The organism is Nocardia sp. NPDC019323 (assembly GCF_044389845.1).
In the GTDB taxonomy this organism is placed as follows: Bacteria; Actinomycetota; Actinomycetes; order Mycobacteriales; family Mycobacteriaceae; genus Nocardia; species Nocardia implantans.
On record NZ_JBIRYN010000005.1, the window covers coordinates 23515 to 35907 of the forward strand.

Genomic DNA, 12393 nt, shown 5'->3' on the forward strand with positions numbered 1-12393 from the left:
AGGACCGGGACAGGTATCGAACCCCGACCGAGGAGCCGCGCGGATGAAGGCAGTGACCTGGCAAGGACGACGCAAAGTCGCTGTGGAGACGGTGCCCGATCCTCGGATCGAGGCCCCGACGGACGCGATCATCGAGGTCACCTCCACCGGTATCTGCGGATCCGACCTGCACCTGTACGAAGTGCTCGGCGCCTACATGAGCAACGGCGACGTCCTCGGCCACGAACCCATCGGACGGGTGGTGGAGACCGGCTCGGCCGTCACCGGGCTGCGGCCCGGCGATCGCGTCGTCATCCCGTTCCAGATCAGCTGCGGCGCCTGCTACATGTGCCGGGCAGGCCTGCCCACCCAATGCGAGACGACGCAGGTGCGCGAATACGGCTGCGGCGCGGCCCTGTTCGGCTATTCGAAGCTCTACGGGCAGGTGCCCGGCGGCCAAGCGGAGTATCTGCGAGTGCCGCACGCGGACGCCACCCACATCACAGTGCCCGACGGCCCGTCCGACGACCGCTTCCTGTACCTGTCGGACGTGCTGCCCACCGCGTGGCAGGCGGTGGAATACGCCGCGGTGCCCGACGGCGGATCGGTGACCGTGCTGGGTCTCGGCCCGATCGGTGACATGGCCTGCCGGGTCGCCGCGCACCGCGGCTACCGCGTCATCGGCGTCGACCGGGTGCCCGAGCGGCTGGCGCGGGTGGCCGAACGCGGCGTGGAGGTGATCGACCTGGACGCCGTCGACGAGCCGCTCGGCGACATCATCCGCGGCTGGACCGACGGTAGGGGCACCGACTCGGTGATCGACGCGGTGGGCATGGAGGCCCACGGCTCGCCGCTGGCATCGGCGGCCCAGCGCTCGGCGGCGTTCCTGCCGGATCCGGTGGCCAAGAAGGTGATGGACACCGCGGGCGTCGACCGGCTTGCGGCCCTGCACTCGGCCATCGACATCGTCCGCCGCGGCGGCACGATCTCGGTGATCGGCGTCTACGGCGGCATGCTCGACCCCATGCCGATGCGGGTGCTGTTCGACAAGCAGATCCAGCTGCGGATGGGCCAGGCCAACGTCAAACGGTGGGTCGAGGACATCATGCCGCTGCTGCGCGACGGCGACCCGCTGGGCGTGGACACCTTCGCCACCCATCGCCTCCCGCTGACCGATGCGCCGCAGGCCTACGCCACCTTCCAGCAGAAGACCGACGGCGCGGTGAAGATCGTGCTGGACCCGACCGCGAACTGACCGGCGCGGCGGGCCCGCGAAGGGCCCGGCCACGGCGCACGCGCCGCGGCCGCGACGGTTTGCTCTGTCCTTGCCTGGGTAGCTGCCGTGTATGAGCTTCTTACTACGCGGAGTCGTCTCACCGTGGTGGCTCGAGGCGCCGACGTCGGTGGCGGCGGAGATGGCCCGCGCAAGCGTGGAGAAGGCCGTCGATCTGGGAACCAGAGCCGTGCAGGCGCCGGCGCAGGCGGTGGCGGCGGGCGCGCGGGCGAGCGCGTCGCTGCTGAACCTCAGCCGTGACGAGGAACTGCGCGACGAATTGGCGGCGTTGATCGACCCGCACGCGCTGCGGTCGCGCCGCCGGGTGGCGCTGTACGAGGACCGGGCCACCGTAGAGGTGCGCGGACTGGACTCAGGCAAGAGCTCGGACGTCACCGAGGCGCTGCACCGGAGGCTGGATCGCCGCCGCGATGTGCGCTGGTGGCGGGTGAACGCGGTGACCGGCCGCGTGGTGGCCGCCCTGGAACACGGTGCGGCCGACCTGCCCGCGCTGGTGTCGGCCATCGAATCCGTCGAGGCCGACACCGCGGTCGGCGACCTGGACTGGAGTCGCGGCTGCGAGCACCCGGGCGACCGCGAACCGTTGCTGGCGGCCGGAATCCAGGTCGCGGGCGACGTGTGCGCGATCGGATTGTCCGCCGTGAGCGCGGTGCTGCCGTTGCGCGGGCCCGCCCGCGTGCTGCGCGCGGCCGCCGCCTTCGTCGACACCCAGCCGCGCCTGCGCAAACGGCTGGAGGAGCAGCTCGGCCGCACCCGGACCGACCTGGTGCTCACCACGGCGAACGCGATCGGCAACGCCCTGGGCAACACGGCGGCGGCCGGCACGGCGAATCTGGTGATCGACGCGGTGCACCGCGGCTTCACGCTGACCGAATCGCTGACCCGCTATGTGCAATGGCAGGACTGGGAAGTCGAGATCGACCGGCGTCCGGCGGAAGTCTGCGATCCGCTGTCGCCGCCCGACCGCGTGGTCGAGATGCCGCAGGGACCGATCGAACGGGTCGCCGACGAAACGGCCGCCGGCGCGCTCGCGGGCGCGGTGACCTCCGTCCTGGGCGGACGCGGCCTGTTCGGCGCGGCCGACGCGCTGGAGCTCGGCGCGCCCAAGGCGGCGCGGGCCAGTCGCGAGGCCTACGGGGCGCTGGTCTCCACGATGCTGAGCCGGGCGGGTGTGCTGACGTTGCACCCGCGGGTGTGGCGGCGGCTGGACCGATTGTCGGCGCTGGTCATCGATGGAGAGTCGCTGCTGACCGCCCGGCGTCTGGTGCTCGACGCCGAAGCGACCGACCCGAGATGGTCGGTCGCGCAGGTATGGAGCGCAGGCCAGCGCTTGCTGTGGGAACACGAGACCGCCGACGGCGACGACGCGCAACCGGACGGCACCGGACGCTACCTGTCGGCCGGAGGCCACCGCCGGCTGGTGCACCCCGCGACCGGAAAACCCGATGACGGTGTGACGCTGCGCCCGGTGTGGCGCGAGCTGCACGACAACGGAACACCGGTCGGACGCGTGCTGATCGGCCGCGAACTCGACCGCAGGGCGCACGCCCTGCTCGGCCGCGCCCGCAGCGCGGGCCTGCGCGTGACTCTCGCCGGTGGCGCCGACGCCGCCGAGTTGCGGTCCATGGCCGACGAATTCGTCTCCCCGTCCACGTCGATGAGCGGGCTGGTGCGCGCGCTGCAGAAGGACGGTCACGTCGTAGCCGTGCTCAGCCCCCGCGCGCACAAGGCGCTGGCCCACGCCGATGTCGCGATCGGCCTGGCGGTGCGGGAAGGCAAGGCGCTGCGGATGCCGTGGACCGCCGACGCGGTCTGCCGCGACCTCGCGCAGGCCGATCGCGTCCTGGCCGCCATCGCTCCGGCTCGTCAGGTAAGCGAACGCGGCCGTTCGCTGGCCTTGTCGGGAGCGGCGCTGGGCGGGCTGCTGCTGGCGATCGCCCCGCACAGCGCGGGCCGCTCCTCGCCCATGACCGCCGCCCACTACACCGGCCTGCTCTCCGGCGCCTACACCGGATGGCGTTGCGGACGCACCGTCCCGCCCGCCACGCTCGCCCCGCTGCTGCCCTGGCATGCCCTCGAACCCGACGAGGTGCTCAGCCGGTTGCCGCGCCCGCTCCCGGTGACCGAACGCGCTCGGCCCGGCGCGGTCACCCGCATCCCCGGCGTGCGCGTCGTCGCGTCGGCGGCGTCGTTCGCCGGCCAGCTGCGCCGCGAACTCGCCGATCCGCTCACCCCCATTCTGGGGGTCGGCGCGGTCGCCACCGCCGTGCTCGGCGCGCCCTCGGACGCGGTGCTGCTGTCGTCGGTGCTCGGTGTCAACGCACTGGTCTCCGCCTGGCAGCGCCAGCGCGCGGAGAACGCGCTGCACCGCCTGTTCGAGGGTGAACAACTCAGCGCACGCGTGATCGATCGCGCCGAACTCGACACCGCCGAGCCGCGCGAACACCATGTGCCCGCGGACGTCCTCGCGCTCGGCGACGTGATCGTGCTGCGCGCAGGGGAGGTCGTCCCCGCCGACGCCAGGCTGCTGCGCGCCGACGACCTCGAAATGGACGAATCCGGTCTCACCGGCGAATCGATCACCGTCGAGAAACAGGTCGCGGCCACCCCTGGCCGGGCGCTGGCCGACCGCGCCTGCATGGTCTTCGAAGGCAGCACCGTGGTCAACGGCACCGGGCGAGCGATCGTCGTGGCGGTCGGCGACGACACCCAGGCCGGCCGCGCCGCCGCCGGAGCCATCCCGCCGGAGAAGGCCGGTGTGCAAGCGCAATTGCGCCGCCTGACCGACCGCGCCCTGCCGCTGACCCTGAGCGGCGGCGGCATCGTGACCGGACTGGGCATGCTGAGGGGCAGGCCGCTGCGCACCGCGATCGCCGACGGCGTCGCGGTCGCGGTCGCCGCGGTCCCCGAAGGGCTGCCGCTGGTGGCCACGGTCGCGCAGCTCGCGGCCGCCCGCAGGCTGTCGCGGCACGGCGTGCTGGTGCGCGCCAGCCGCACCGTGGAGGCGCTGGGCCGGGTGGACACCCTGTGCTTCGACAAGACCGGCACCCTCACCGAAGGGCGGCTGCGCCTGACCACCCTCGCCGATCTCGACGAGCAGTGGGCTCCGGACGCCGACTGCGAGCAAGCCCGCCGACTGCTGCGCGCCGCGGCCCGCGCCTGCCCCGATCCCGCCGAGGGCCCACCCGCGCACGCCACCGACCGCGCGGTGGTCGAGGCCGCGGCCGAGGCGCTCGGCGAGGACCCCCGCCACTGGGACGCGATCGAGGAGATCCCGTTCGAATCCAACCGCGGCTACGCCGCCACCCTCGGCCACACCGCACGCAAACTGCGGCTGATCGTCAAGGGCGCGCCCGAAGTGGTGCTGTCGCGCTGCACCGGCGTGCGGATGGACGACACCGACCTCCCCTTCGACGGCCGCATGCGCGAGCGCGCCGAGCAGGTGGTCCGCGATCTCGCCGAGCAGGGCCTGCGGGTGCTGGTGGTGGCGCGCCGCGACCTGTCCGCCGCACCCGACGACGTCGAGGCGGCGGTCGCCGAACTCAGCCTGCTCGGCTTCATCGGCCTCGCCGACGCCCCGCGCCCGCAGACGGTGCCGCTGGTGACCGCGCTGCAGCGCAACGACATCAGCGTCCGCATGATCACCGGCGACCATCCGGTGACCGCGGCGGCGGTGGCCCGCCAGCTCGGCATCGAGGCGGGGCAGGTGGTCACCGGCGCCGACCTCGACCGCCTCGACGAGACCGCGCGCGCGGAACTGATCGAGCAGAGCACCGTCTTCGCCCGCGTCAGCCCGGAGCAGAAGGTGCGCATCGTGGCGGCGCTGCGCCGCGCGGGTCACGTGGTCGGCATGACCGGCGACGGCAGCAACGACGCCGCCGCCATCCGCACCGCCGACGTCGGAATCGGTTTGGCCGCACAGGGTTCGGTCGCCGCCCGCAACGCCGCCGACATGGTGCTCACCCGCCCCGACCCGCTGGTGCTGTTGCACGCCCTCGTCGAAGGCCGCGGCATGTGGCAGCGCGTCGGCGACGCCGTCGGGGTGCTGGTCGGCGGCAATGCCGGGGAGGTGGCCTTCACGCTCTACGGCACCGCCGTCAGCGGCCAGGCGCCGCTGGGCACCCGGCAATTCCTGCTGGTGAACATGCTCACCGACATGTTCCCCGCGATGGCGCTTGCCCTCTCGCGCGAAGGGGACGCGGTCGATCCGGACGACGCCGACGATCCGCAGGCCCAGGCGCAGCGGGCCGCCGAGCGGCTGGCCGAACTCCCGCCCGCGCGGCTGGGTCCCGATCTGCTGCGCACGCTCGGTGTCCGCGGTGTCGCCACGGCCACCAGCGCCTCGGTGGCCTGGACCCTGGGCCGGATGACCGGCACGCAGCGGCGCGCCGCCACCATCGGCCTGGTCGCGCTCATCGGCACGCAGCTGGGCCAGACGCTGGTCTCCGGCTACCGCAGCCCACTGGTGTGGCTGACCACGGCCGCCAGCGGCGCGGTGCTCGGCGCGATCGTGATGACGCCGGGACTGTGCGGATACTTCGGTTGCCGCCCGCTGGATCCGGTCGGCTGGGGGATCGCGACCACCTGCGCGACCACCGCCACCGCCGCCGCGGCGCTGCTTCCGCGGCTGCTGCCCCCGCAGGAAGCCGAGTAGGGACGGGCACGCTGATTGGCGCCCGGCCGCCGGGGTACCCGCCCGGCAGCGGGGCCCGGCGACCCCGAGACGTGGAGCCGGTTGCCTCCACGAATGATCAAGCCGGGCAAGGCATTTCACAGCGACAGAAACGAGTGTTGCGATGACCGACCAGGATGTCGTCGACCTGCTCACCGCCCAGCACGAGGAGATTCGCACCCTGCTGGCGCGACTGAAGGCCGGGCACGACGGGAAACAGGAGCTGTTCACCGATCTGGTGCGCTTGCTGGCGGTGCACGAGAGCGCCGAGGAGGAGGTCGTGCATCCGGTCGCCGGACGCGCCCGTTTCGGCGCCGACGCCGATATCGTGCAGCCGCGGCTCGAGGAGGAGAACGCGGCCAAGCGCGCGTTGGCCGACCTCTACGACCTAGGAGTGGACCATCCCGACTTCGACGCACGGCTCGCCCGCTTCGCCGACGCCGTGCACGAACACGCCGCCCACGAGGAGGCCGAGGAGTTCGCCCTGCTGCGCGCGCAGTTCTCCACCGGCCAGCTGCGGCGGATGGCCGGTTCCCTGCGCGCCGCCGAGGCCGTGGCGCCCACCCGGCCGCATCCGCGCGCGGGGGAGTCCGCGCTGGCGAATCTGGTGGCGGGCCCGCCGTTGGCGCTGTTCGACCGTGCCCGCGACGCGGTGCGCGACTGGCGCCTGCGGCAGGACACCTGAACCATCCGCAGCCCCGACACGGAGAAGGAGAGGACCGACATGGGGTTTCCCGAACAGCAGCAGAAAGTCCCCGGCATCCAGGCCAGGATGAATCCGGTACCGGACTGCGGTGAGGACAGCTACCGCGGCTCCGGCAAACTGACCGGCAAGGCCGCCGTCATCACCGGCGCCGACAGCGGCATCGGGCGGGCGGTGGCGATCGCCTACGCCCGCGAAGGCGCCGACGTGCTGATCTCCTACCTCGACGAGGACGAGGACGCGAAGGAAGTCGCCGACCTGGTGACCCAGGCCGGACGCAAAGCCGTGCTCGTGCCCGGCGACCTGTCCGAGGCCGCGCACTGCCGCGCCGTCATCGATCGGGCGGTGCGGGAATTCGGCAAGATCGACGTCCTGGTCAGCAACGCCGCCTTCCAGATGACGCACGAGACTCTGGAGGAGATCAGCGACGAGGAGTTCGAACACACCGTCAAGCTGAACATCAACGCCTACTTCTACCTGGTGAAGGCGGCGCTGCCGCACATGCCGCCGGGGTCGTCGATCATCGGCAGCTCCTCGGTGAACTCCGACATGCCCTCACCCACGCTGGCGCCGTACGCGGCGACCAAAGCCGCCATCGCGAACTTCTCCGCCAGCCTCGCGCAGCTGCTGGGCGAGCGCGGGATCCGGGTCAACAGCGTCGCGCCCGGACCGATCTGGACTCCGCTGATCCCCTCCACCATGCCGGTCGAGAAGGTCACCCAGTTCGGCGACGACACCCCGCTCGGCCGCGCGGGCCAGCCGGCCGAACTGGCGCCCACCTACGTCATGCTGGCCTCCGACGACGGCAGCTACGTCTCCGGCGCTCGCATCGCCGTCACCGGCGGCAGGCCGATTCTGTGACCGGCGCGCGATGACCCACGGTCGGCTGATCTGCTGGATCGGCCGACCGTCGGTAGCGGCGGGTCACAGCATCGACACCACGAGCCCGACCGCGACGGCCACGAACAGCAGGACCACCAGTGCGCCGATGAGCATCGCCAACACGCCGGTGACCGGGAAGTGGTGCCGGGTGCTCGGCTCCGGCGCGGACAGCCCGGACGTCTGCGGGGTGTCCGGTGGCGTGGAGCCGGGGGCGACGCCGCCGCCGGGTTCCAGGTCAGGGGTTTTCGCGGGATCGGGATCCATCGCGCTCATAGCCGCTCCCTACTCGCCGTCGTTTCCGGGGACCTCGGGTGCGCCGGGCCGTTTACCGGACCTCTTGCGATACAGGATCACCGCGCCGACGAGCACCGCGAGTCCGAGAATCACCAACAGTTCCATGGCAGGGACCTACCCGGTATCGGCCCGCCCAATCGAGCCGGGCCCGATGCGCGCGCCGGTCATCCGCCGATGATCACGTAGTGACCGGCGGTCTCCTGGAACTCGACCGCCTCGGCGATCGCCGAGGCGGTCGGCGCCGGGTCGCCGCTCGGGACGACGAGCAGTTTGTCGTCGTCGTCGTACCACCGGTGGATGATCCCGGCGCATCGTCCGCGGGCGAAGTCCAACGGTTCGGGGGGGCCGAGGAAGTACCCGTCCAGTTCCTGGCCGTCGGGAGCGCGGGTGAGCGGCACGTAGCCGTAGTTGAGCAGATAGCGGAAGCCGCAGCGCGGGTGCCTGCTGCCGTACGGGCGGTCGATGACGAGATCCACTGTAGCGCCGAGGAATAGGCGCGCCAAGCGCAGCGACGCGGAATCCTCCAGCTTCACCAGGTCGGTCACGGTCTCAGGCTACGGCCGTTCGGTGGCGGCGACCGAGGCATTGCGTGCGGGCGGAGGCCGGAGGAAGGTGAGTATGTCCGGTGGCGCCACCGGGGCGCCACCCAGAGTAGGGCGGGAGGTGGCCCGTGTACGCACGTTCCAGCACAATCGCGGCCCAGCCGTCATCGATGGACGACGGGATCGCATACCTGCGCGATGAAGTGATGCCGAATCTGCCGCAGCTCGAAGGATGGGTCGGACTGTCGTTGCTGGTGAACCGGTCGACGGGACGCTGCATCGCTTCGACCTCGTGGGAGTCGCAGCAGGCGTTGCACGCCAGCAGAGGACGCGCGCAGCAACTGCGCGACGGCTTGGCCAGGCAGCTCGGCGGCGCGGTGGAGCGCGTCGAGGAATGGGACATCGCGGTGATGCACCGGGACCATCCGGCCGACGACACCGCGTGCGCCAGGTGCAGCTGGGTGCAGGTCGATCCCGGGCAGGTCGAGCGCCTGATCGACACCTTCCGGATGGAAGTGCTGCCACAGATCGAGACGCTCGACGGATTCTGCAGCGCCAGCCTGTTCGTCGACCGGGACAGCGGCCGCGGGGTGGGCGCGATGGTCTGGTCGAGTCGCGAGGCGATGGACGCCACCCGCGAGCACAGCAATCGGATCAGGAGCGCGGCGACCCAGCGGGTGGGCGCCAACGTGCTCGAGGTAGGGGAGTTCGACCTGGCGTTCGCGCATCTGCGCGTTCCCGAAATGGCCTGACATCGCAGCGGGTATCGGCGGCCATTACCCGAGAGGTAATGGCCGTCCCGCTCGGCCGTTCGTAATATCGGGGCGTGACTACCCCAACGGCAGGTGACCTGCTGCGACATTGGCGCTTGGAACGCAGGCTGAGCCAGCTGGAGCTGGCCGGACGGGCCGACACCTCGGCGCGGCACCTGAGCTTCATCGAAACCGGGCGCGCCACCCCGAGCCGCACCATGATCGTGCACTTGTCCGAACACCTGGAGATCCCGTTGCGCGAACGCAACCGCGTCCTGCTCGCCGCGGGCTACGCCCCCGCCTACGCGCAACCCGGTCTGGACACTCCGGCCATGGACGCCGTGCGCGGCGCCATGCGCCAGATCCTCGCAGGCCACGAGCCCTACCCCGCGCTGGCCATCGACCAGAACTGGACGATGATCGACGCCAACAGCGGAGTCGCCGTGCTCATCGCCGGCATCGATCCGGCACTGACGACACCGCCGGTGAACGCGCTGCGGCTGAGCCTGCACCCCGACGGCATGGCGGGGCGCATCCGCAACCTGCCCGAATGGCGCGGCCACATCTTCGCCCGCCTGGCCCGTCAAGCCGAGGTCACCGGCTCCAGGGACCTGGCCGACCTGCTCGAGGAACTGCGGTCCTACCCCGGCGGTGAAGTCGAACTCACCGTCCCCGAACCCGACCAGGCGGTGGTCCCGCTGCGGATCGACCACGACGGCGCCGAGTTGTCGTTCCTCAGCGTCACCACGGTGTTCGGCACCCCGATGAACGTCACCGTCGCCGAACTGGCCATCGAATCGTTCTTCCCCGCCGACGAGGACACCATGAAACGGCTCACCGCGGGCACCGGGTGAGCCGCGCGGCCCAGCTGTCGGCGCTGCTGGAGGCGCCCGTCCGCGCCGTGACCGATCTCGGCGCCAGCCACGCATGGACCCTGCACCGCGCCGAAACCGCCGACGGCCGAACATTTTTCGTGAAGGCCTCGGCCGATCCCGCACCGGTATTCGCGGCCGAGGCGGCGGGCCTGTGCTGGCTGCGTGCCGCGCCCGGCCCGGCCGAGTGCCTGCTACCGGAGGTCGTGGCCGCCGACGACCGCACACTGGTGCTGCCCTGGCTGGAGGAGACCGCTCCCGGCCCCGCGGCCGCCGAGCGCTTCGGCCGTGAACTGGCCGCGCTGCACGCCGCGCGCGCCGAGTCGTTCGGCGCACCATGGGAGGGCTGGATCGCGAGTCTGCCGCTGCCCAACGCCCCCACCGACGGATCGTGGTCGCGGTGGTACGCCGAACAGCGCCTCGCGCCCTACCTCGCCCGGGCGGCCGGCACGCTCGGCGCCGACGGCGTCGGCCTGATCGAGCGGGTCATCGACCGCATCGACGAGCTGGCAGGCCCCGCCGAACCACCGGCCCGCCTCCACGGCGACCTGTGGTCGGGCAACATCGTGTGGACGCGGGAGCGGGCGATGCTCGTCGACCCCGCCGCGCACGCGGGCCACCGCGAAACCGATCTGGCCATGCTCGCCCTCTTCGGCGCACCGCACCTGGACCGAATCCGCGCCGCCTACCACGAAACCCATCCGCTCGCCGACGGTTGGCGCACCCGCACGCCGCTGCACCAGCTGCATCCACTGCTGGTGCACGTCGCGCTGTTCGGCGCGGGCTACCGCGCGCAGACCCTCGCCGCGGCCACCGCCGCACTGCGATCCTGACGTCCGGCTTCACCTATCGACCTTGGCGATGACCTTCTCCGCGAAGCGGGACAGGCTGGCGATCTTGGTCTCCAGCGGCTCGGTGTCCTGCTCGGTGGTGTAGGGCAGCCGGAAGCCGACGATCACATCGGTGACCCCTTTGTCCTCGAGGCGTTTGATCCCGTCGACGGTGAATCCATCCAGCGAGATGACGTGCACCTCGAAGTCCTCCCGGGTGCCGTACTCCGCGCGCAACGCGGCCAACTCGCCCAGCAGCCGGTCCAGTTCGGCGCCGTCGCCACCGGCGTGCATCCACCCGTCGCCGCGCTGCGCGGCCCGGCGCAACGCGGGCCTGCTGTGCCCGCCGACGAGGATCGGCACCGGTTCGGTCGGCACCGGGCTGATCTTGATCGGCGGGATGTCGTAGAACTGCCCGTGGTATTCGAAGTACCCACCGGCCGAGAGCCCGCGCACGATATCGATGCATTCGTCCATCCGCGCGCCGCGCTTGTCGAACGGCACGCCCATGATCTCGAAGTCGTCCGGCCACGGGCTGATGCCGACACCGAGCCCGAACCGGTTGCCGCTGAGCGCGGCCACCGACGCGGCCTGCTTGGCCACCAGCACGGGCGGCCGGATCGGCAGCTTCAGCACGAACGGCGTGAAACGCAGCGTGGTGGTCACCGCCGCCATCGCCGCGCTGAGCACGAACGCCTCGACGAACGGCTTGTCCTCCAGGAACTCCCGGCTGCCGTCGGGGGTGTAGGGGTACTTCGCGTCGGATTCCTTCGGATACGCCACGCTGTCGGCCACCGCCATGGAGGTGTAGCCCGCCTCCTCGGCGGCCTTGGCCAGAGCGAGGTAGTACGACGGATCGGTCATCGTCTCCGCGTAGGTGAAACGCATGGTGCTCGCCTTCCTGGCGCGCCGAGCGCGCCACAGGGGTCCCGGCGCCGGTCAGGGCCGTGACGTGATGGGAACTGCCGCAGACGGCGCAGAACCGCCCTCGACGGCGCCGAGGACGACGTAGCGTTCACCGCCTACCGCCATGGGTTGGTGAAGCCTTCCGGAATCAAATGGTCGAACAACGCCTTCATCTGCGGGGACAACCGCAGCAGTTCGATGTGCGAACCGATCGGCCCGCCGTCGAGATAGGCGAACTCCATCCCCACGCCGTCGAACCGGCCGCGCGCGGTGATCTCGATGCCCGCCGCGGCGGCCTCGGCGAGCGCGGCGTCGTAGTCCTCGGGCACCCAGGCGGCATGATGCAGTCCGGCGCCCGCGCGGTCCAGATGCTCGGCGTACAAGCTCGCTCCGCCGCGCGGCTCGATCAGCTCCAACTGCTGGCCGCCCGCATAACCGAGCGCCACACCGATCGTGTAGTCGGCGGGTGCGCCGCGCAGCTGCGCGGCATCGGGCCCGAAGTGGACCTCCGGGATGGTGAACCACTCGCCGACCCCGTACCGGCTGGTGAAGACCTCGCAGGCCGACGCCAGATCCTCCACCACCCAGCACAGCTGGAAGATCGGACCGCTGGTGATCATCGGCGGCCCCCGGGCCTGCTCCCGCCGTGCCACCACCGGCAGAAACC

At 71.7% G+C, this 12393-nt stretch carries 12 protein-coding genes; 7 read left to right on the top strand and 5 right to left on the bottom strand.

Going from position 1 to position 12393, the window contains the following annotated elements:
• The first annotated feature begins 43 nt into the window (after window positions 1-43).
• From ACH49X_RS19510 to ACH49X_RS19525, 4 genes are all read left to right on the top strand, one after another.
• On the top strand, window positions 44-1234 hold the full coding sequence (locus ACH49X_RS19510) for a zinc-dependent alcohol dehydrogenase (RefSeq protein WP_357207984.1): 1191 nt from the start codon (window positions 44-46) through the stop codon (window positions 1232-1234).
• 91 nt (window positions 1235-1325) lie between these two features.
• On the top strand, window positions 1326-5927 hold the full coding sequence (locus tag ACH49X_RS19515; RefSeq protein WP_357207982.1) for a cation-translocating P-type ATPase: 4602 nt from the start codon (window positions 1326-1328) through the stop codon (window positions 5925-5927).
• Window positions 5928-6069: 142 nt separating this feature from the next.
• Window positions 6070-6630: a hemerythrin domain-containing protein gene (locus ACH49X_RS19520; protein ID WP_195082878.1), complete on the top strand. Its 561-nt coding sequence runs from the start codon at window positions 6070-6072 to the stop codon at window positions 6628-6630.
• Window positions 6631-6669: 39 nt separating this feature from the next.
• On the top strand, window positions 6670-7509 hold the full coding sequence (locus ACH49X_RS19525; RefSeq protein WP_195082879.1) for an SDR family oxidoreductase: 840 nt from the start codon (window positions 6670-6672) through the stop codon (window positions 7507-7509).
• 63 nt (window positions 7510-7572) lie between these two features.
• Here the strand turns inward: ACH49X_RS19525 and ACH49X_RS19530 are convergent, their stop codons facing one another.
• Genes ACH49X_RS19530 through ACH49X_RS19540 form a run of 3 tightly spaced genes read right to left on the bottom strand, consistent with a single transcriptional unit; the run spans window position 7573 to window position 8369 of the window.
• On the bottom strand, window positions 7573-7803 hold the full coding sequence (locus ACH49X_RS19530; RefSeq protein ID WP_357207979.1) for a DUF6480 family protein: 231 nt from the start codon (window positions 7801-7803) through the stop codon (window positions 7573-7575).
• A gap of 9 nt (window positions 7804-7812) precedes the next feature.
• The gene (locus ACH49X_RS19535; RefSeq protein WP_157111893.1) at window positions 7813-7929 is read right to left on the bottom strand and encodes an LPXTG cell wall anchor domain-containing protein; all 117 of its coding nucleotides are present in this window, start codon (window positions 7927-7929) and stop codon (window positions 7813-7815) included.
• A gap of 59 nt (window positions 7930-7988) precedes the next feature.
• The gene (locus ACH49X_RS19540) at window positions 7989-8369 is read right to left on the bottom strand and encodes an inorganic diphosphatase (RefSeq protein ID WP_195082881.1); all 381 of its coding nucleotides are present in this window, start codon (window positions 8367-8369) and stop codon (window positions 7989-7991) included.
• A gap of 125 nt (window positions 8370-8494) precedes the next feature.
• Between ACH49X_RS19540 and ACH49X_RS19545 the strand changes: the two genes are divergently transcribed.
• The 3 genes from ACH49X_RS19545 to ACH49X_RS19555 all read left to right on the top strand — a co-directional run bounded on the left by ACH49X_RS19545 (window position 8495) and on the right by ACH49X_RS19555 (window position 10823).
• Window positions 8495-9118 (top strand): hypothetical protein, encoded by a 624-nt coding sequence (locus tag ACH49X_RS19545; RefSeq protein WP_357107461.1) that lies wholly within the window; start codon window positions 8495-8497, stop codon window positions 9116-9118.
• 74 nt (window positions 9119-9192) lie between these two features.
• Window positions 9193-9972, top strand: coding sequence for a helix-turn-helix domain-containing protein (locus tag ACH49X_RS19550; protein ID WP_195082883.1), 780 nt, complete (start codon window positions 9193-9195; stop codon window positions 9970-9972).
• The gene (locus ACH49X_RS19555) at window positions 9969-10823 is read left to right on the top strand and encodes a fructosamine kinase family protein (RefSeq protein WP_357107458.1); all 855 of its coding nucleotides are present in this window, start codon (window positions 9969-9971) and stop codon (window positions 10821-10823) included. The genes ACH49X_RS19550 and ACH49X_RS19555 overlap by 4 nt, the downstream gene beginning before the upstream one ends.
• A gap of 9 nt (window positions 10824-10832) precedes the next feature.
• Here ACH49X_RS19555 and ACH49X_RS19560 read toward each other — a convergent pair whose 3' ends face one another.
• Both ACH49X_RS19560 and ACH49X_RS19565 read right to left on the bottom strand, forming a co-directional pair.
• A complete protein-coding gene (locus ACH49X_RS19560; protein ID WP_357207977.1) occupies window positions 10833-11708 on the bottom strand; it encodes a TIGR03619 family F420-dependent LLM class oxidoreductase in 876 nt (291 codons plus the stop codon).
• A gap of 134 nt (window positions 11709-11842) precedes the next feature.
• Window positions 11843-12382 carry a VOC family protein gene (locus ACH49X_RS19565; protein ID WP_357207974.1) on the bottom strand — a complete coding sequence of 180 codons (540 nt, stop codon included), beginning with the start codon at window positions 12380-12382 and terminating at the stop codon, window positions 11843-11845.
• Window positions 12383-12393: the final 11 nt, after the last annotated feature.